Annotated in this window: 21 protein-coding genes; 12 read left to right on the top strand and 9 right to left on the bottom strand. The window is 75.0% G+C overall.

What is annotated here, in order from left to right; genetic code table 11:
• Nucleotides 1-5: 5 nt before the first annotated feature.
• Entirely contained in the window at nt 6-296 is a 291-nt protein-coding gene (gene purS, locus D1781_RS01630) for a phosphoribosylformylglycinamidine synthase subunit PurS (protein WP_119480541.1), read from the top strand.
• Nucleotides 293-991, top strand: a complete 699-nt coding sequence (gene purQ, locus D1781_RS01625; RefSeq protein ID WP_119480540.1) for a phosphoribosylformylglycinamidine synthase subunit PurQ — start codon at nt 293-295, stop codon at nt 989-991. Before purS ends, purQ begins: the two co-directional genes overlap by 4 nt.
• Nucleotides 992-1,056: 65 nt before the next feature.
• Here purQ and D1781_RS01620 read toward each other — a convergent pair whose 3' ends face one another.
• Nucleotides 1,057-1,461, bottom strand: a complete 405-nt coding sequence (locus D1781_RS01620) for a nitroreductase/quinone reductase family protein (RefSeq protein WP_119480539.1) — start codon at nt 1,459-1,461, stop codon at nt 1,057-1,059.
• A complete protein-coding gene (locus D1781_RS17400) occupies nt 1,458-1,742 on the bottom strand; it encodes a DUF2316 family protein (RefSeq protein ID WP_158589956.1) in 285 nt (94 codons plus the stop codon). Before D1781_RS17400 ends, D1781_RS01620 begins: the two co-directional genes overlap by 4 nt.
• Before the next feature lie 87 nt (nt 1,743-1,829).
• On the opposite strand from D1781_RS17400, the gene purL reads away from it, so the two are divergent.
• Nucleotides 1,830-4,142: a phosphoribosylformylglycinamidine synthase subunit PurL gene (gene purL / locus D1781_RS01610; protein ID WP_119480538.1), complete on the top strand. Its 2,313-nt coding sequence runs from the start codon at nt 1,830-1,832 to the stop codon at nt 4,140-4,142.
• Between the two features lie 120 nt (nt 4,143-4,262).
• Here the strand turns inward: purL and D1781_RS01605 are convergent, their stop codons facing one another.
• Nucleotides 4,263-4,823 carry a TetR/AcrR family transcriptional regulator gene (locus D1781_RS01605; RefSeq protein ID WP_119480537.1) on the bottom strand — a complete coding sequence of 187 codons (561 nt, stop codon included), beginning with the start codon at nt 4,821-4,823 and terminating at the stop codon, nt 4,263-4,265.
• A 76-nt stretch (nt 4,824-4,899) separates the two neighbouring features.
• Between D1781_RS01605 and D1781_RS01600 the strand changes: the two genes are divergently transcribed.
• Nucleotides 4,900-5,769 (top strand): aldo/keto reductase, encoded by an 870-nt coding sequence (locus tag D1781_RS01600; RefSeq protein ID WP_119480536.1) that lies wholly within the window; start codon nt 4,900-4,902, stop codon nt 5,767-5,769.
• A 9-nt stretch (nt 5,770-5,778) separates the two neighbouring features.
• Here D1781_RS01600 and D1781_RS01595 read toward each other — a convergent pair whose 3' ends face one another.
• Both D1781_RS01595 and D1781_RS01590 read right to left on the bottom strand, forming a co-directional pair.
• The gene (locus D1781_RS01595; RefSeq protein WP_119480535.1) at nt 5,779-6,081 is read right to left on the bottom strand and encodes a chorismate mutase; all 303 of its coding nucleotides are present in this window, start codon (nt 6,079-6,081) and stop codon (nt 5,779-5,781) included.
• Between the two features lie 86 nt (nt 6,082-6,167).
• The gene (locus tag D1781_RS01590) at nt 6,168-7,067 is read right to left on the bottom strand and encodes an NAD-dependent epimerase/dehydratase family protein (RefSeq protein WP_119480534.1); all 900 of its coding nucleotides are present in this window, start codon (nt 7,065-7,067) and stop codon (nt 6,168-6,170) included.
• An 80-nt stretch (nt 7,068-7,147) separates the two neighbouring features.
• Between D1781_RS01590 and D1781_RS01585 the strand changes: the two genes are divergently transcribed.
• A complete protein-coding gene (locus D1781_RS01585) occupies nt 7,148-7,726 on the top strand; it encodes a TetR/AcrR family transcriptional regulator (protein ID WP_119480533.1) in 579 nt (192 codons plus the stop codon).
• A gap of 32 nt (nt 7,727-7,758) precedes the next feature.
• Complete coding sequence (locus D1781_RS01580; protein ID WP_119480532.1) at nt 7,759-9,522, top strand: cation:proton antiporter; 1,764 nt, start codon at nt 7,759-7,761, stop codon at nt 9,520-9,522.
• 257 nt (nt 9,523-9,779) lie between these two features.
• Here the strand turns inward: D1781_RS01580 and D1781_RS01575 are convergent, their stop codons facing one another.
• A complete protein-coding gene (locus D1781_RS01575) occupies nt 9,780-11,066 on the bottom strand; it encodes an adenylosuccinate synthase (protein WP_119480531.1) in 1,287 nt (428 codons plus the stop codon).
• Nucleotides 11,067-11,164: 98 nt separating this feature from the next.
• Here D1781_RS01575 and D1781_RS01570 point away from each other — a divergent pair, with 98 nt between their 5' ends.
• Genes D1781_RS01570 through D1781_RS01560 form a run of 3 tightly spaced genes read left to right on the top strand, consistent with a single transcriptional unit; the run spans nt 11,165 to nt 14,528 of the window.
• Nucleotides 11,165-11,809: a TetR/AcrR family transcriptional regulator gene (locus D1781_RS01570; protein ID WP_119480530.1), complete on the top strand. Its 645-nt coding sequence runs from the start codon at nt 11,165-11,167 to the stop codon at nt 11,807-11,809.
• Nucleotides 11,806-12,426: a hypothetical protein gene (locus D1781_RS01565; RefSeq protein WP_119480529.1), complete on the top strand. Its 621-nt coding sequence runs from the start codon at nt 11,806-11,808 to the stop codon at nt 12,424-12,426. Before D1781_RS01570 ends, D1781_RS01565 begins: the two co-directional genes overlap by 4 nt.
• Entirely contained in the window at nt 12,423-14,528 is a 2,106-nt protein-coding gene (locus D1781_RS01560; RefSeq protein ID WP_119480528.1) for a YhgE/Pip family protein, read from the top strand. Before D1781_RS01565 ends, D1781_RS01560 begins: the two co-directional genes overlap by 4 nt.
• A gap of 86 nt (nt 14,529-14,614) precedes the next feature.
• Here D1781_RS01560 and D1781_RS01555 read toward each other — a convergent pair whose 3' ends face one another.
• Nucleotides 14,615-15,091, bottom strand: a complete 477-nt coding sequence (locus D1781_RS01555) for a DUF2017 family protein (protein WP_119480527.1) — start codon at nt 15,089-15,091, stop codon at nt 14,615-14,617.
• A complete protein-coding gene (clpS, locus tag D1781_RS01550) occupies nt 15,088-15,372 on the bottom strand; it encodes an ATP-dependent Clp protease adapter ClpS (RefSeq protein WP_119480526.1) in 285 nt (94 codons plus the stop codon). The genes D1781_RS01555 and clpS overlap by 4 nt, the downstream gene beginning before the upstream one ends.
• Nucleotides 15,373-15,477: 105 nt before the next feature.
• Here clpS and D1781_RS01545 point away from each other — a divergent pair, with 105 nt between their 5' ends.
• From D1781_RS01545 to D1781_RS01535, 3 genes are all read left to right on the top strand, one after another.
• On the top strand, nt 15,478-16,623 hold the full coding sequence (locus D1781_RS01545; RefSeq protein WP_147392006.1) for a sensor histidine kinase: 1,146 nt from the start codon (nt 15,478-15,480) through the stop codon (nt 16,621-16,623).
• A complete protein-coding gene (locus tag D1781_RS01540; RefSeq protein ID WP_119480524.1) occupies nt 16,620-17,285 on the top strand; it encodes a response regulator transcription factor in 666 nt (221 codons plus the stop codon). The genes D1781_RS01545 and D1781_RS01540 overlap by 4 nt, the downstream gene beginning before the upstream one ends.
• A gap of 119 nt (nt 17,286-17,404) precedes the next feature.
• Nucleotides 17,405-17,710, top strand: a complete 306-nt coding sequence (locus tag D1781_RS01535) for an SHOCT domain-containing protein (protein ID WP_119481671.1) — start codon at nt 17,405-17,407, stop codon at nt 17,708-17,710.
• Nucleotides 17,711-17,818: 108 nt separating this feature from the next.
• Here the strand turns inward: D1781_RS01535 and D1781_RS17840 are convergent, their stop codons facing one another.
• Nucleotides 17,819-18,406, bottom strand: a complete 588-nt coding sequence (locus D1781_RS17840; RefSeq protein ID WP_233551103.1) for a TrmH family RNA methyltransferase — start codon at nt 18,404-18,406, stop codon at nt 17,819-17,821.
• Nucleotides 18,407-18,883: the final 477 nt, after the last annotated feature.

Genomic DNA, 18,883 nt, shown 5'->3' with positions numbered 1-18,883 from the left:
CCGGGGTGCCCGTGATCGTCGTCGAGGTGATGCCGAAGGCCGAGCTGCTGGACCCGCAGGGGAAGGCCGTGGCCGGAGCGCTGCACCGGCTCGGCCGGACCGCGTTCAGCGGCGTCCGCGTCGGGAAGCGGTTCGAGCTCCATGTGGACGGCCCGGTGACCGACGCGGTCCTCGCCGACGCCCGCGAGATCGCCGAGTCCCTGCTCGCGAACCTCGTCATCGAGGACGTCGTGAGCGTGCGCGAGCTCACGACGGCCGAGCTCGAGGACCGGCTGGACGCCGAGGTCGGCGCGTGACCCGCGTCGGCGTCGTCACCTTCCCCGGCTCGCTCGACGACGGCGACGCCCGCCGCGCCGTTCGCCTCGCCGGCGCCGAGCCGGTGCGGCTCTGGCACGGCGACCACGACCTGCAGGGCGTCGATGCGATCGTGCTGCCCGGCGGCTTCAGCTACGGCGACTACCTGCGCTGCGGCGCCATCGCGGCGCTGTCGCCCGTGATGACGGAGGTCGTCGCGGCGGCCGAGCGGGGCGTGCCCGTGCTCGGCATCTGCAACGGCTTCCAGATGCTCACCGAGGCGCACCTGCTGCCCGGCGGCCTGGTCCGCAACGACCACGGCGCCTTCGTCTGCCGCGACCAGCGCCTCCGCGTCGAGCAGACGTCGACCGCGTGGACGAGCGCGTTCGAGGTCGGCGAGGAGATCGTCATCCCGCTGAAGAACGGCGAGGGCGGCTTCGTGGCGGACGCCGACACGGTGGCGCGCCTCGAGGGCGAGGGCCGCGTGGTCTTCCGCTACCTCGGCGTCGACCCGAACGGCTCCGTCGAGCACATCGCCGGCATCGCGAACGAGCGCGGCAACGTCGTCGGCCTCATGCCCCACCCGGAGCACGCGGTCGAGCCCGGATTCGGCCCGGACACGGCGGCCGCGATGCGGTCGGGCGTCGACGGCCTCCGCGTCTTCCGCTCGGCGCTCGAGGCGCTGCTGGCCGCCTGACCCGCCGCTCGCCGGGGCCCTCCGTCCTGCAGCACGCGGCGTCCTGCAGAACGGAGATCCAGCGGTCAGCCGCGGGGCTCGAGGCGCAGGACCGGGATGATCCGGGGCGCCGCGTCGTGCTCGTACTGCCGGAAGGCGGGCGAGCGGTCGACGAAGCGCGCGAACGCCGCGTCCCGCTCGGCGCCCTCGAGTTCGACGGCGTGCACGTCGACGGAGCCGTGCGGCGTCTCGACCGCGGCGTCGGGATGGGCGAGCAGGTTGAAGTACCACCCTGGCGAGCGCTTCGCGCCGGCGGCGGACGCGCAGACCAGCCACGAGCCGCCCTCCTGGACCGCCGCCACCGGAGACACGCGTCGCTCGCCGGACCGCGCCCCGGTCGAGTGGAGCAGCACCAGCCCGCTGCCGAAGCCGCGCACCCCGCCGCCGTTCGCACGGAACTCGGCGACGACGCGGTCGTCCCAGGCGCTCATCGCAGCGGGAACCAGACGGCCGCAGCGGCTCGCGCGTCCTCCGTCAGCACCGTGAACGGCACCGGCTGCTTGCCCGCCGCGTGCACGAGCACCACGAGCCGGTCGCGGAGCAGCCAGACGTCCTCGGGCCGGGAGCGCGGGCCGACGTGCATCGCCTCGCGGAACTCGTGCTCGTCGAGGTCGGTGTCGGCGCGGAGGTGCGACTCCGTCACCGCCGCGAGCACGAGGTTGGCGTGCAGCTCCTCGGCGGTGCGGCGGCGCTGCCCGGCGGTCAACCACACGAGTGCCTCCCTCGGCGGAGTCTCGCACCCTTCGCGCCCCACCGGCGCGGCGACCCGCGATCCGCTGCGGCCGTATCGTTGGGGAACGTGACGAGCCAGGCGCCCGCGGTCCACGTCGACTCCGTCGAGCGAGCGGCGGCGACGCCGGAACGGCAGCAGCCGTACGCCGCGCTCGGCCTGACCGACGACGAGTACGCGCGCATCCGGGAGCTGCTCGGCCGGCGCCCCACCTCCGGCGAGCTGGCCATGTACTCGGTCATGTGGAGCGAGCACTGCTCCTACAAGTCCAGCAAGCAGTACCTCCGCCGCTTCGGCGACAAGGTCACGCCGAAGATGCGCGAGCACCTGATGGTCGGCATGGGCCAGAACGCCGGCGTCGTCGACATCGGCCGCGGCTGGGCGGTGACCTTCAAGGTGGAGAGCCACAACCACCCCTCCTACATCGAGCCGTTCCAGGGCGCCGCGACCGGTGTCGGCGGCATCGTGCGCGACATCATCGCGATGGGCGCGCGGCCGGTCGCCGTCATGGACCAGCTGCGCTTCGGCGACATCGAGCAGGCGGACACCCTCCGCGTCGTGCACGGCGTCGTGGCGGGCATCGCCCACTACGGCAACTGCCTCGGCCTGCCGAACATCGGCGGCGAGACGGTCTTCGACCCGGTGTACCAGGGCAACCCGCTCGTCAACGCGCTCGCCGTCGGCGTCCTCCGCCACGAGGACCTCCGGCTCGCCAACGCGACCGGCGCCGGCAACAAGGTCGTGCTCTTCGGCGCCCGCACGGGCGGCGACGGCATCGGCGGCGCCTCGATCCTCGCCTCCGACACGTTCTCCGCGGGCGGCCCGACCAAGCGGCCCGCCGTGCAGGTCGGCGACCCGTTCGCCGAGAAGGTGCTCATCGAGTGCTGCCTCGAGCTGTTCCACGGCGGCTACGTCGAGGCGATCCAGGACCTCGGCGCCGCCGGCATCAGCTGCGCGACGAGCGAGCTCGCGGCGAACGGCGACGGCGGCATGCAGGTCGACCTCGACGCGGTGCTGCTGCGCGACCCCTCGCTCACGGCGGAGGAGATCCTCATGTCCGAGAGCCAGGAGCGGATGATGGCCGTCGTCCGGCCGGACCAGCTCGAGGGCTTCCTCGCCGTGACCGCGCGCTGGGACGTGGAGACGAGCGTGCTCGGCGAGGTCACCGACACCGGCCGGCTCGTCATCACCTGGCACGGCGAGACCATCGTCGACGTCGACCCCACGACGGTCGCCGTCGACGGGCCCGTCTACGACCGGCCCGTCGCGCGGCCCGCCGGGCTCGACGCGCTGCAGGCGGACACGGCCGCGGTCCTCCCCCGGCCGACCGAGGGCGCTGCGCTGAAGGCGCAGGCGCTCGCGGTGCTCGCCTCCCCCTCCCTCGCCTCCGCCGGCTGGATCACGGACCAGTACGACCGCTACGTGCTCGGCAACACCGCCCTCTCCTTCCCGGACGACGGCGGCATGATCCGCGTCGACGAGGAGTCGGGCCTCGGCGTCGCCATCGCGACGGACGCGAACGGGCGGTACTGCGCCCTCGACCCGCGCGCAGGCGCGCAGCTCGCGCTGTCCGAGGCGTACCGGAACGTCGCCGTGACCGGCGCCACCCCGCTCGCCGTCACCGACTGCCTGAACTTCGGCGCCCCGACCAACCCCGAGGTCATGTGGCAGCTGTCGGAGGCCGTCGACGGCCTCGCCGACGCCTGCCTCGCGCTCGAGGTCCCGGTCACCGGCGGCAACGTGTCGCTGTACAACCAGACCGGCACGACCGCCATCCACCCGACGCCCGTCGTCGGCGTGCTGGGCGTGATCGACGACGTCGCGAAGCGCGTGCCCTCCGGCTGGCAGGACGACGGCCTGAACCTCTACCTGCTCGGCACGACGGCGCTCGAGCTCGACGGCTCCGCGTGGGCGGGCGTCGTGCACGGGCACCTCGGCGGCCGCCCGCCGGCCGCACGGCTCGAGGCCGAGCGCGACCTCGCCGGGCTGCTCGCCGCCGCCGCGGAGGAGGGCCTCGTGTCCGCAGCCCACGACCTCGGCGAGGGCGGGCTCGCCCAGACGCTGGCCGAGGCCGTGCTCCGGTTCGGCGTCGGCGCGCGGGTCTGGCTCGGCGACGTCGAGGAGCGGGACGGCGTCGACACCGCGACCGCGCTGTTCAGCGAGTCGACGGCGCGCGTGCTCGTCGCCGTGCCGCGGGAGGAGGACGTGAAGTTCGTCGGCCTCTGCGCCGGCCGCCGCGTCCCCGCGCTGCGCGTCGGCGTCACCGACGCCGAGAGCGGCACCCTCGAGGTGCAGGACCTGTTCGAGGTCGCGATCGACGAGCTCCGCACCGCCTACGAGGGCACGCTCCCGGCGCACCTCGGCCCCCGCGTCGGCGGCTGACCCCTCCGCCTCCCTTCGCGGATCCGCAGTTCTTCCGCCGATCCGCAGTTCTGGGGCGACACGCCGCTTCGAGGGGCGAGTCGGGCGGCGTGTCGCCGAGGAACTGCGGATCCGCGGACCTCAGCGCGGGCGGAGGCCGTCCAGGAGCAGGTCCAGGAGGCGCCCGGTCTGGGCCTCCTGGTCCGGGTCGGGCGTGGCGAGGAACGCGCCGAGCAGGGCGACGACGACGTCGTCCGCCTCGACGTCCCCGCGGAGGACGCCCGCCCGCGCCCCGGCCTCGAGCATCGCGGCGACCGCGGCGGCGATGCGCGGGCGCGTGCCCGCGCCGGCTCCCGCGGCCAGGATCGCGCGGAACGCGTCCGCCATGCCGCGCTTCGTGCGCACGAAGTCGCCGTAGCGGTCCATCCACCGCCGCAGCGCGACGTCCGGCGGCGACTCCGCGAGCAGCTGCCGGGCGGAGGCGCTGACGGCCTCGAGCTCGCTCCGATAGACCGCCTCGACCAGCGCCTCGCGCGTCGGGAAGTGCCGGTAGAGCGTGCCGATGCCGACGCCCGCCTCCCGCGCGATGGCGTCGAGCGTCGGCGCCTCCCCCTCGAGGAACGCCGCTCGGGCGATCTCGACGAGGCGGTCGCGGTTGCGCTGCGCGTCGGCGCGGAGGCGCGGGGCGGTGGCGTTGGACAAGCGGAGGCTCCTCCGGTAAGACTCTCAGGAGGAATCGGAGGTTCCTCCGGTTCCAGTGTCCCACGGGAGGAACGACATGACCACGACGACGGTGCGGCTCGACGGGCGGGACGTCCCGCGGATCGGCTACGGCGCGATGCAGCTGCGCGACGTGCCGGAGGAGACGGCGATCGCCGTGCTGCGCCGCGCGGTGGAGCTCGGCGTGCGGCTGATCGACACGGCCGCCTTCTACGGCCCCGGCCTCGTGAACGAGCGGGTCCGCTCCGCGCTCGCGCCCTTCCCGGACGACCTCGTCATCGCGACGAAGGTCGGCGCGACCTCCGCGGCCCCGCCCGCCGAGCTGGTCCTCGCGCAGCGACCGGAGGAGCTCCGCGCCGAGGTCGAACGGAACCTCCGCACGCTCGGCGTCGAGCGCCTCGACGTCGTGCACCTGCGGCGGGCCGACGTGCCGCCGGGGCTGATCGCGGAGGGCGACCAGCTCGTGCCGGTGGAGGACCAGCTCGCCGAGCTGCTCGCCCTGCGGGACGCGGGGACGATCGGCGCGATCGGGCTGAGCTCGGCGTCGGCCGAGGTCCTCCGCGCCCTGCTGCCCGCCGGCGTCGCGAGCGTCCAGGACGCGCACAACCTGCTCCACCGCGAGACCGAGGACCGGTTCGCGATCTGCCGGGAGCACGAGATCGTGTGGATGCCCTTCTTCCCGCTCGGGTCGGCGTTCGACGGGCTGCCGTCGGTCGCAGCGGCCCCGGCGGTGCGCGCCGTCGCGGCGGAGGTCGGCGCGACGCCCGGGCAGGTCGGCCTCGCCTGGCTGCTCGCGCAGGGGCCGGAGGTCGCGCTCATCCCGGGCACCCGGTCCGTCGCGCACCTCGAGGAGAACGTCGCCGCCGCCGACGTGCGGCTCACCCCGGCGCAGCTCGGCGCGCTGGACGCGGCCGCCCCCGCCGCGTGACGCTCCGGGTCAGGCGCCCGCGACGTCCTCCGCGATGCGCTCGTGGTGGTGGATGACCTCCGCGACGATGAAGGCGAGGAACGCCTCCGCGAAGGCCGGGTCGAGGTGCGACTCCTCGGCGAGCGCGCGGAGGCGCGCGATCTGGGCGCGCTCCCGCTCCGGGTCCGCGGGCGGCATGCCGGCGGTCGCCTTGAGGTGGCCGACCCGCTGCGTGCACTTGAAGCGCTCGGCGAGGAGGTGCACGAGCGCGGCGTCGATGTTGTCGATGCTGCTGCGCAGCGACTGCAGCTCAGCGGCCTCGTCCTCGGTCATGCTCCGACCCTAGGACCCGCGAAGTGCTCACGCTTCTGGACGCCGCCGCGGCGCTCCGGCGTCCAGAAGCGTGAGCACTTCGGAGTTCAGGCGCGGAAGTACGCGTCCGTCGCGAGGTCCTCGAGCAGCGTCGGACCGGTCGGGATCCAGCCGAGGGTCCCGCGCGTGGCGTCGCTCGAGGCGCGGAGGTCCATGCCGAGCACGTGGCCGATGAAGCCCAGGCGCTCGGAGGCCTCCTCCGGGCTCACGGACCGGGTCGGGAGTCCGAGCCCGCGGCCGATCGCCTCGGCGATCTCGCGCGTGGGGATGCCCTCCTCCGCCACGGCGTGGACGGCGGTGCCGCCGTGCGCCCGCTCGACCGCCCGTGCGACGGCGTCGCCCGCGTCCGAGACGTGGACGGCCGACCAGGCGTTCGCGCCGTCCCCGACGTAGAGCGCCGCGCCCGCCTGCCGCGCCGCCTGGACCAGGAACGCGATGAAGCCGTGGTCGCCCGCGCCGTGCACGGTCGGCGCGAAGCGGAGGCTCACGCCGTGCAGACCGCCGTCCGCGGCGGCGTCGAGCACGAGGTTCTCCGTGCCGCCGCGCATCGCCTCCGGCCCTCGGGCGTCGATGCGGTCCGTCTCCGCGATCGGCCGCCCCAGGCGGTAGCCCGCGAGCCCGGACGCGAGGAGGAGGGGCTTGTCCGTACCGGTGAGGGCGTCGACGAAGGTCTGCACCGCATCCCGCTCGGCGCGATTCGTCGCGACCGGGTCGCTGAAGTCGTGCTTGTTGGCGAGGTGCACGACCGCGTCGGCGTCGAGGGCGCCGGCGCGCAGGCCGTCGAGATCGTCGAGGTCGGTGCGGCGCACCTCGGCGCCCAGCCGCTCGAGCCGGTCGGCGGACGCGTCGGACCGCGCCGCACCGACCACCTGGTGGCCGCGGGCGAGCAGGGAGGCGGTGGTGGCGGAACCGATCCAGCCCGATGCCCCCGTGATGAACACGCGCATGTCTTCTCCTTCGATCGAAGTCAGCAACTGACATCACCGTACACCCGGATGTCAGTCGCTGTCATGGGTACCCTTGAGCCATGGTGCGCTGGGAGCCGGGGGCGAAGGACCGCCTCCAGACCGCCGCCATCGCGCTGTTCCTCGAGCGCGGCTACGAGGAGACGACCGTCCAGGACATCGCCGCCGAGGCCGGCCTCACGGAACGCACCTTCTTCCGGCACTACGCCGACAAGCGCGAGGTCCTGTTCAACGGGGGCGATTCGTACCGCGCGGTCTTCGTGGACGCGATCCGCGCCGCGCCGGCGGGCCGGACGCCGTTCGAGCTCGTCACCGCCGCGCTCGTCGCCGCGGAGGACTTCTTCTCGCCAGAGCGGCGGCCCTGGTCCCGCAAGCGGCAGCGGGTGATCGACGCGAACCCCGCCCTGCAGGAGCGGGAGGCCCGCAAGCGGGCGACGCTCGGCGACGCGCTCGACGCAGCGCTCGTCGAGCGCGGCGTGCCCGAGCCGGAGGCCCGGCTGACGGCGGAGGTCGGCGCCGCCGTCTTCACGACCGCCTTCCGGCAGTGGCTGGCGGAGGACGAGCAGCGTCCCCTGGACGAGATCGAGCTCGAGCTGCTCGCGCGGCTCCGGGCGCTCATGCCCGTCGGCGCACCCGCCTGATGTCCATTCCCGTCCCGGTATCCTCGACCGGGATGGAGCACGCCGCGGAGCTGGACTTCGGCGTGATCGAGGTCGTCGGCGTCATCGGCATCGTCGTGATCGTGCTGGTCGCGGCGTTCTCCCGCCGGCTCGGCATCGCCGCCCCGATCCTGCTCGTGATCATCGGCGTCGGGCTGTCCTACGCCCCCGGGGTCCCCGAGCTCGAGGTCCCGCCGGAGTTCGTGCTCGACGTGCTGCTGCCGCCGATCCTCTACGCGGCCGCGATCCGGCTGTCGTTCGTCGACTTCCGGCGCAACCTCGGCACGATCGTCAGCCTCTCCGTCGTCCTCGTCGTCGTGACGGCCTTCGGCACGGGTTTCGTGCTCTTCGACCGGCTCGACCGGCTCGATCTCGCCGCGGGGATCGCGCTCGGCGCGGTGCTGAGCCCGCCCGACGCCGTCGCGGCGACCGCCGTCGGGCGACGCCTCGGGCTCCCGCCGCGCCTGCTCGTCGTGCTCGAGGGCGAGGGCCTCGTGAACGACGCGACGGCGCTCGTGCTGTTCGGCTCCGCGGTCGCGCTGGTCGGCGCCAGGAGCGAGGTGAACCTGCTGCTCACCGGCGAGCAGTTCGCGTACGCCGTCGTCGTCGCCGTGGTGATCGGCCTGATCGTCGGCATGGTCACCGTCGCCGTCCGGTCGCGGCTGGACGACCCCGTGCTCGCGACCGCGATCTCCATCACGGTGCCCTTCCTCGCCTTCGCGCCCACGACCGCGATCGGCGCCTCCGGCGTGCTCGCCGTCGTCGTGGCCGGGCTCTACACGGGGTACGCGAACCCCGGCTCCGTCTCGGTGCTGACCCGCACGAGCGACCGCATCAACTGGAGCACCATCCAGTTCCTGCTCGAGAACGCCGTCTTCCTGCTCATCGGCCTGCAGATCCGCGGGCTCGTCGAGCGGGTCGACGCGAACTCGTCCGAGCTGTCGCTCCAGGCGACGATCGGGCTCGGCCTGCTCGCGACCGTGATCCTGATCGCGCTGCGCTTCCTCTGGGTCGGCCCGCTGGTGCTGCTGCTGAAGCTGCGCGAGCAGCACGCGGAGGCCCGGACGCTCCGGTCGCTCCAGTTCCTGCAGGCGCGCCTGCGGGAACCGGCGTCCGGCTTCCGCAGGAAGCGCATCACCGCGCTCCGTCGCCGGTACGCGCGGCAGCGGGCCGACCTGGAGCAGCTCCGCAGCCAGTCGATCGACTGGCGCGGCGGCGTCGTGCTCGGGTGGAGCGGCATGCGCGGCGTGGTCACGCTCGCCGCGGCGCAGTCGCTGCCGCAGGAACTCCCCTACCGGTCGCAGCTCGTGCTGATCGCCTTCATCGTCGCCGTGGTGACGCTGCTGCTGCAGGGCGGCACCCTGCCCGCCCTGATCCGGGCGCTGCGCATCAGCGGCATCGACGAGGAGGAGGACCAGCGGCAGCTCGCCGCCCTGCTCGACGAGCTGAGCTTCACCGGCCTGGCGGTGCTCGACGACCCGCAGGGGGTCGTCGACAGCGGGACCGACGTCGACCCGGAGGTGATCGAGCGGGTCCGGCAGGCCTCCTACCTCCGCGCCGAGGCGGCGTGGGAGCGGAGCCACAGCGGCGACCTGCCGCTCGAGGCGACGCCGCACCGGCTCTTCCGCCGGCTCCGCCTCGCGGTCGTGGAGGCCGAGCGCGAGCACCTGCTCGAGCTGCGGCGGCAGGGCGTGTACCCGGCGCGCATCGAGGACCGGGCGCAGGCGCTGCTCGACCTCGAGGAGGCGCGCCTCCGCCCCGCCCGCACCGACCACTGATCCCGCTCCCGGTGGTCGGACCGGGCCGAAACCCTCCGAGCCGTCGGAGTGGTCTCGAGGCTCGCTGCGCTCGCACCTCGACCAGCGGGGACAGCGAGCGCCCCCCTCTCCGCTCTCGCTGGTTGAGCCGAGCGCCCCGCGCCCGCGCCGAAACCACCCCGAGCCGTCGGAGCGGTCTCGAGTCCCTAGCCCGGGAACACCGGCCGTGGGGCCCACCGCTTCGCTCGCACCTCGACCAGCGAAGTGCGGGTGCGGCGCTAGCCCAGGAGGTCGCGGCGGACGATCACGCCGTCGCGGGCCGGGCCGACGCCGATGACCGAGATCGGGGCGCGGCTCATCTCCTCGAGCGCGAGCACGTACTCCTGCGCCGCCTTCGGCAGGTCCTCGAAGGAGCGGGCGCCCGTGATGTCCTCGTCCCAGCCCGGGAACTCCTCGTAGACCGGAACCGCGTGGTGGAAGTCGGTCTGGCTGACCGGCACCTCGTCCACGCGCCGGCCGTCGATCTCGTAGGCGACGCAGACCGGAATGCGCTCGAGCCCGGTGAGCACGTCGAGCTTCGTGAGCACGAAGTCGGTGACGCCGTTGATGCGCTGCGCGTACCGCGCGATCGGGGCGTCGAACCAGCCGGTGCGGCGCGGCCGGCCGGTCGTGGTGCCGAACTCGAAGCCGCGCGAGCGGAGGAACTCCCCGGACGCGTCGAACAGCTCCGTCGGGAACGGGCCGGCGCCGACGCGGGTGGCGTAGGCCTTGGCGACGGCGATGACGCGCTCCATCCGGTTCGGCGCGACGCCGGATCCCGTCGCGGCGCCGCCGCTCGTCGCGTTCGAGGAGGTCACGAACGGGTAGGTGCCGTGGTCGACGTCGAGCATGGTCGCCTGGCCGCCCTCGAACAGCACGGTCCGCCCCTCGTCGAGGGCCGTGTTCAGCTCGAGCGCCGTGTCCGCGACCATCGGGCGCAGGCGCTCGACGTACTGCAGCAGGTCCTGCACGACCTCGTCCGCGCCGATCGCCCGGCGGTTGTAGACCTTGAGCAGCAGGTGGTTCTTCTGGTCGAGCGCGCCCTCGACCTTCTGCCGCAGGATCCCCTCGTCGAAGAGGTCCTGGATGCGGATGCCGACCCGGTTGATCTTGTCGGCGTAGGTCGGGCCGATGCCGCGCCCGGTCGTGCCGATCTGCCGCTTGCCGAGGAAGCGCTCCGTGACCCGGTCGATCGTCCGGTGGTACTGCGTGATGACGTGCGCGTTCGCCGAGATGCGCAGCCGCGAGACGTCGACGCCGCGCGCCGTGAGCGCCTCCAGCTCGGAGAACAGGACCTCGAGGTCGACGACGGTGCCGTTCGCGATCACGGGCACGACGCCGGGGCTCAGGATGCCGGACGGCAGCAGGTGCAGGGCGAACTTCTTGTCGCCGATCACGACGGTGTGACCGGCGTTGTTGCCGCCGTTGAACTTGACGACGTAGTCGACGCGGCCGGCGAGCAGGTCGGTCGCCTTGCCCTTGCCCTCATCGCCCCATTGGGCGCCGATCAGCACGACAGCGGGCATGGAGGATCTCCGTTCCTCTTGGGATGCAAGCCTATCGAGCGTCGACGATCCCCGTTCAAGTTGCACAGCGCTGTGCAACTTCGGCGTATCCTGGGGTCATGTCCTCGACGACCTCGGCGCGCGCCCCGCGCAGCGACGCCGCGAAGAACCGCGCCGCGCTGCTCGACGCGGCCCGCGCGGAGCTGAACCGCGACCCCGACGCGTCCCTCGACGTCATCGCCGCGGCGGCCGGCCTCACCCGCCGCGCGGTCTACGGCCACTTCCCCTCGCGCGACGCGCTGATCGCCGAGCTCGCCGAGCTGGGCGCCGCACGGGTCGCGGCGGCCGTCGACGCGATCCACGACGCCGACCCCGTGCTCGACCTCGCGCTCGTGGGTCGGCTCGTCTGGGACGACGTCGAGCACGTCCGCGCGATGACCCGCACCGTGGTCCGCGGCCCCCTCCGCGAGCAGGTGCTGAGCGGCGCGCTCGGCCCGCTGCACGAGCGCATCGTCGCCGACGTGCGGCTCGCCGCGAGCACCGGGGCCGGCCGCACCGACCTCGACCCGGAGGTCGTCGCCCGGCTCGTCGAGGGCGCCGCGTTCGCGGTGCTCGACGAGAGCGTCCGCAGCCCGCTCGGCCGCGCGGAGGGGCGCCGGCTGGTCGTGCTCGCCGGGCTCGGCGCGCTCGGGCTCTCGTGGCGCGAGGCGCAGCAGGTGCTCACCGCCCACGCGGCCCGGCTGACCGAGGAGGCGGAGGCGTGACCCTGCTCGAGATCGTCGGCGCCGGGGTCGGCGAGGAGCGGACCCCCGCGCTGCCGCCCTTCAGCGCCCGCCTCGACGCGGAGCGGCCCGGGATCGCCGTCGCCGAGGGCGACCGCGGCCCGATGCTCGCGTCGCTCATCGCCGGCGGCCGCCTCGTGCCCGACCGCGGCGAGGTGCTCCTCGACGGCGCCGCCGACGCGGCCGCGCTCCGCCGCGCCGTCGCGCTCGTCGACACCCCCGTCGTCGCCGAGCCCGCCCCCTCCCTCCCGGTGCGCAGCGTCGTGCGCGAGGAGCTCCGGTTCGCCGGCCGCCCGTCCCGCGGTCGGGACGCGGAGGCGCTGCTCGCCTCGCTCGACCTCGACCGCTGGAGCCGGGCGCCGATCCTCGACCTGCCGCCGACCGACCGCATCCGGCTGCTGCTCGAGCTCGCGGCGCTCCGCGAGGGCGTCCGCGCCCTCGTCCTCACCTCCCCCGAGCGCCACGGCGGGCACGCCGCCGGCTGGCGCCGCGTGGCGGAGGACCTCACCTCCCGCGGCCTGCCCGTGCTCGTGATCGGCGGCGCCGCCGCCCGCGAGTCCCTCCCCGCCGCCGTCTCCCCCGGAGCCACCGACCGATGACGATCCTCACCCTGCTGCGCAGCGAGCTGCGCCGCCTCACCTCCACGAAGCTCGGCGTGCTCGCGTTCGTCGCGCTGATGACCGTGCCGCTGCTCTACGGCGGCATGTACCTGTGGGGCAACCTCGACCCGTACGGGAGGTTCGCGAACGTGCCGGCCGGCATCGTGGTGGCGGACGCCGGCAGCACGAGCGGCGGCACGACCGTGAACCGCGGCCGGCAGGCCGCCGACGACCTCGTGCAGGACGGATCCTTCGACTGGCACGTGCTGAGCGCCGACGAGGCGCAGCGCGAGCTGGCGAACGGCGGCGTCGACTTCGTCGTCACCTTCCCCCGCGACTTCTCGCGCGACCTCGCGTCGGCCGGCACGACCGACCCGACGAAGGCGCAGCTGCGGCTCACGACGAACGACGCGAACAGCTACCTCTCCTCCACCATCGCGAAGCAGGTGACGACGGAGGTGCGCGACCGCATCGCCTCGCAGGTCGGCACGACCGCCGCGAAGCGCTTCCTCGTCTCCCTCTCCACCATCCGCGGGAGGCTCACCGACGCCGCCGACGGCGCCTCCGACCTCGCCTCGGGCGCCGGCACCGCCGAGTCCGGCGCGAAGCGGCTCGCCGACGGAACCGCGACCCTCGCCTCCGGCGCCCGCTCCGCGGCGTCCGGCGCCGCGAGCGCGGCCTCCGGCGCCGACCGGCTCGCCGACGGCGCCGCCTCGGCCGCCTCCGGCGCCGCCGACCTGGCCTCCGGCGCGAAGCGCACCGCGAGCGGAGCGTCCTCCCTCGCCTCCGGCCTGCGCGATCTCTCCTCCGGCGCGGCCGCGCTGCCCTCCGGCGCGAGGTCGCTCGCGAGCGGCGCGTCGCAGGTCGCGTCGGGGAACGCCGCCCTCGCCACGGCGCTGCGGCAGGCCGCGTCCTCGACCGCGACGGGCCAGGCCCTCGCGCGGCAGCTCGCCGCGGACGGCCTCACCCCCGCCCAGATCCAGCAGGCGCTGGCCGTGCTGCAGCCGGGGCAGCAGGCGCTGACCCGCGCAGCGGCCTCCGCCGACTCGCTCGCGCAGGGCGCGTCGTCGCTGTCCTCGGGCGCGAGCCGCCTGCGCAGCGGCGCCGCGCAGGTCGCCTCGGGGGCCGCGAGCGCGGCGTCCGGCGCCGATCGGGTCGCCTCGGGCACCCGCGCGGTCGCCTCCGGCGCCTCGTCCCTCGCCTCGGGCACCCGCACCGTGGCCTCCGGCGCCTCCTCGCTCGCCTCGGGCACCGAGACGCTCGCGTCCGGCACGCGGCGGCTCGCGTCCGGCGCCGCCACCGCCGCGAGCGGCAGCAGCTCCCTCGCGAGCGGCACGGCGAAGCTCTCCTCCGGCGCCGAGTCCCTGCGGGACGGCCTGGCGAAGGGCGCGGACGCGATCCCCGCGACCACCGCGCAGCAGCGCACCGCCCAGGCGGCCGCGCTCGGCGACCCCGTCGGGGTGCGTTCGAAGGACGTCGCGAGCGCCGGCACCTACGGCGCGGGCCTCGCCCCGCTGTTCCTCAGCCTCTCGGCCTGGATCGGCTCCTACGCGCTGTTCCTCATCCTCCGGCCGCTGTCGCGCCGCGCGATCACGGCCGTGCGGCAGCCGATCCGCGTCGCGCTCGCCGGCTGGCTGACCCCCGCGCTGCTCGGCGCCGCGCAGATGGTCGCGCTGTTCCTCATCGCGACGGGTCCGCTCGGGATCTCGATCGTCCACCCCGTCGCGACGATCGGCGTCCTGCTGCTGACCGCGGGGACGTTCGCGGCGATCCTGCTGCTGCTGAACGCGGCGCTCGGCAGCGTCGGCCAGTTCCTCGGCCTGATCCTGATGCTCGTGCAGCTCGTCACCGCGGGCGGCACCTTCCCGTGGCAGACGCTGCCCGGTCCGCTCGCCGCGATCCACCACGCGCTGCCGATGTCCTACGCCGTCGACGCGCTGCGGCAGGTGATGTACGGCGGCGACCTGTCGCTCGCCCGGGGCGACGCGGGCGTGCTCGCGATCTGGCTCGTCGCGGCGGTGGCCCTCACCTCCGCGGTGGCGGCCCGGATGACGCGCCACCGCACGCTCCGCGACCTCCAGCCCAGCCTCATCGGCGGCTGACGCGGGGTGATCTCGAGGCTCGCTGGCACTCGCACCTCGATCGACGAGGCGGGTGCGAGCGCCGGCGGGCCTCGAGACCAGGCGGGTCAGGCGGCGTCGAGCGCGTCGACCAGGGAGCCCTGCAGCCAGGTGAGCCAGGCGTAGACGAGGCCCTGCGGGGACGACGCCTTCTGCACGTTCTCGATGCCGACGCGCGTCGCCAGGGCGATCCGCAGGTCGCCGAGCGCCTTCACCCAGACGACCGCCGCCTCCTCGTCGAGCCGCACGACACCGCCCGGCGCGGCCTCGAGGTCGGCGACCACGCGGTTCGCGCCCTCCGTCTTCGCGGCCGCGAGGCGCTCCCGGGTGGCGTCCGCGAACTCGGCCGACGCCTCCGGGTCCTCCGGCACGGCCACGGGGAGCAGCCGGAGCAGCACGGCGTCCTCCGCCGCCTCCGGGTCCTCCGCCGTCGCCATCGTCTCGGCCAGCCCGGTCGCCAGGTTGCCGATCATCTTCCGCTCCGCACCGGTGAAGCGGCGCTCGATCGCGCCGCCCTTCCAGTGGAACTCGCCCAGGATCCTCATCCGTCCACCCGCTGCATCGTGGCCTGGAGCCCGTAGCCGTGCATGGCCTCCAGGTGCCGTTCGATCTCCTCGCGCGTCCCCTCGGCGACGGCGGCCCTGCCCTCCGTGTGCACCTGCAGCATCAGCCGCTCCGCCTTCTCCCTCGGGAACCCGAAGTAGCTCGTGAACACCCACGTGACGTAGGTCATGAGGTTCACGGGGTCGTCCCAGACCACCAGCGTCCACGGCTTGCCGAGCAGCAGGCGCTCGTCGAGGCGGAGGTCCTCGAGCACGTCGGTCACGCCTCAAGGGTGCCACCGCGGGAGGCGCCCGTGGTCGCACGGGAGCGCGGCGCCCTCCTCCCTGGGGAGTACGGCGCGGCACCGTCGTGTGGCTACGGTCGGACGGTGACCCCCGCCTCCGCCGCGCCGAGGAGCCGACTCCGCGTGCCGCTGGCGCTGCTGGTGTCGGCCCTGCTCATCGCGGTGGTCGCGGTCGTCCGGACGCGGGGCGACCTCGTCGCGGGCGAGGGGCCGCTCCGCGGGATCGCCTACGGCGCCCTCGGCTGGGCCGCCGTGCTCGCGGTCGGCCTGCTCCGGCGCCGGTCGCCGCGCTGGACCGTGGTCGTCGCCGCCGTGCTCGCCATGGCGGCGGACCTGCTGCAGCCCGTGCCGCCGTTCGCGCTGTTCCCGTTCGGGATCGCGCTCGCCCTCGCCGTGGTCCGGGACGCGTGGCGGTGGGCCATCGGCACGATCGGCGTCGCCTACCTCGTGTCCCTCACCGCGGTGTTCGTCAGCGACGACCCCCTCACCGCGGCGCGCGGCTTCGGCAGCATGGTCGTGCTCCTCGTGGCGCTCGGTGCCGGCGCGTTCCTGCGGGCGCGGCGCCTGCAGCGGCAGGAGGAGGAACGCGTCCAGGCCGAGCGCCAGCGGACCGCGATCGAGGAGGAGCGGCTCCGGATCGCCCGCGAGCTGCACGACGTGCTCGCGCACTCGCTGTCGTCCATCACCGTGCAGGCCGGGGTCGGCCTCCACCTCGCGCAGGACCGCCCCGCCGCGGCCGTCGAGGCGCTCGAGACCATCCGCGGGGCGAGCAAGGAGGCGCTCGACGAGGTGCGCGGCGTGCTCGGGCAGCTGCGCGGCGCGGAGTCGGCACCCCTCGTGCCCGGCCCGGACCTCGACGCCCTCCTCCCCCTGGTGGAGGAGGCCCGGCGGACGGGCGCGCGCGTGCACCTCGACGACCGCCTGCTCCCCCGGCCCGGCCGCCCCGTGCAGCTCGCCGTCTACCGGGTGGTGCAGGAGGCGCTCACGAACGCGCGCCGCCACGCGCCGGGCGCGGAGGTCGACATCGTGCTCGCACGCGACGGCGACGCGGCCCTCGCGACCGTCCGCGACCGGCTGCCCGGCGCGGACCCGGGCACGCCCGTGCCCGGCAACGGCATCACCGGGATGCGCGAGCGCGCGGCCGCGCTCGGCGGCGCGCTCGACGTGCGCCCGCACCCGGACGGCCTCGAGGTGGCGCTGCGCGTCCCGATCCCGGAGGTGGTGGCATGATCCGAGTCGCCCTCGCGGACGACCAGGCGTTGATCCGGGCGGGCTTCGGCGCGCTCGTCGACGCCGAGTCCGACATGACAGTGGTCGGCCAGGCCGCGACCGGGCGCGACGCCGTCGCGCTCGTGCGGCGCACCCGGCCGGACGTCGTGCTCATGGACATCCGCATGCCCGACGGCGACGGGCTGTGGGCGACGCGGGAGATCGTCGGCACGCCGGGGCTCGAGCACTGCCACGTCGTGGTCGTGACGACGTTCGAGCTCGACGAGTACGTCGCCGACGCGGTCCGCGCCGGCGCCAGCGGCTTCCTCGTGAAGGACACCGAGCCCGCGGAGCTGCTGCGCGCGGTGCGGGTCGCGGCGGCGGGCGACGCCCTGCTGAGCCCCGGGCCGACCCGGCGGCTGCTCGAGCGCGTCGCCGGCGGGCTGCGGCGGACGGAGGCGCCGGAGCGGCTCGCGGTGCTGACCGACCGCGAGCGCGAGGTGCTCGTGCTCGTCGCGGCGGGCCTCACGAACGAGGAGATCGCCGAGCGGCTGTTCCTGAGCCCGCTCACCGCGAAGACCCACGTCTCCCGGGTGATGGGCAAGCTCGGCGCCCGTGATCGCGTGCAGCTCGTCGTCACGGCCTACGAGACCGGTCTCGTCGCGCCGGGCTGGCAGCCCTAGACCTGCTCCCGCGGGAGCACGCGAGGTGCCGCCCTCCGGCGGACGACGCGGTGCCCGCCGGCGAGGAGGGTGGGAGCACGGTCCGACCGGACCCGTCCACCCCTCGCATCGGAGGCATCGTGCTCACCGCACTCGTCCCCTCGGCCGCGCTCGCCGCGGCGCCCTGGCACCCCTACGGGCCGGGACCGTTCTACCCCTTCTTCCTCCTCGGCCCGCTCGTCTGGCTGCTCGTGATCGTCGCGGTCGCGCTGCTGCTCCGCCGCGGCGCCCGGCGCCGGTGGGAGGCGTACGGCGGCCCCGCGTTCGGCCCGAACCGCTCCCCGGAGGCGACGCTCTCCGAGCGCTTCGCGAACGGCGAGATCGACGAGGTCGAGTACCGCGCCCGCCTCGAGGTGCTGCGGGCGAACCGGCCGCAGCGGCGGTAGGAGCGCGGCGCGTGGTCTCGAGGCTCTGGTATCGAGGCTCGCTCCGCTCGCACCTCGACCAGCGGGGAAGGCGGGACCGGCCGGAGCGGGCGGGATGCGGCCCGGACCTCAGGCGGGGTCGTGGCGGCGGATCCACTCGTGCATCACGATCGCCGCGGCCGCCGAGGCGTTGATGGACCGGGTCGAGCCGAACTGGCGGATCGCCACGACGGCGTCGGCCGCGGCGAGCGCCTCGGCGGTCAGCCCCGGGCCCTCCTGGCCGAACAGCAGCACGCAGCGCTCGGGCAGCGCGAACGTCTCCACGGGGACGGACCGCGCCACGTTGTCCACCGCGACGACGGGCACGCCCCGCTCCCGCGCCCAGGCGAGCAGGCCGCCGACGTCGTCGTGGTGGACCACGTGCTGGTACCGGTCCGTCACCATCGCGCCGCGCTTGTTCCAGCGCCGGCGGCCCACGATGTGGACCGTCTCGGCGAGGAACGCGTTGGCCGTCCGGACGATCGACCCGATGTTGAGGTCGTGCTGCCAGTTCTCGATCGCGACGGAGAACGGGTGCCGGCGCCGGTCGAGGTCCGCGACGATCGCCTCCATCCGCCAGTAGCGGTAGCCGTCGACGACGTTGCGGGCGTCCCCCGCCGCCAGCAGCTCGGGGTCGTACCGGTCGTCGTCGGGCCACTCCCCCTCCCACGGCCCCACGCCGACCGCGGGCCGGTCGACCGGCGCGGTCCCCCGCGGCGTCGGCTCGTGGTCCGGCGGCGGCGGGGCGACGATGTAGCCGCCGGCGAGGTCGCCGTACACGGTCAGCGACTCCCGCCGCTCGGCCCACCGCCACGCGAGGTGGGCGCAGAAGACGGCGTCGATCTCGTCCTCGAGCACGTCGAGGTCCACGAGGCGCGTCGCGGCGGCGAACCGCGCGCGGATCGACGCCCAGGCCGCGCTCGCGTCGAGCCGCAGGACGTCGACCGACTCGAGCAGCGCCAGCAGCCGCTCGAACCCGGCCCGCCGGTCGCCGAACGCGCCCTTCTTGTACGCGACGACGCGGCCGAGCCGGAACAGGCCGACCATGCCCGGATGGGGATACACCTCGATGCACACCGGGGCATCGACCGTCGCGGGATGCGCCGGGTCGACGGACCAGCCCCGCCGCTCCGCCAGGCGGAGGCCGCGCGGCGG

Source organism: Amnibacterium setariae, from assembly GCF_003581425.1.
In the GTDB taxonomy this organism is placed as follows: domain Bacteria; phylum Actinomycetota; class Actinomycetes; order Actinomycetales; family Microbacteriaceae; genus Amnibacterium; species Amnibacterium setariae.
The sequence above is the reverse complement of the archived record's forward strand: the minus strand, read 5'-3'. Positions and strand labels throughout refer to the sequence as shown.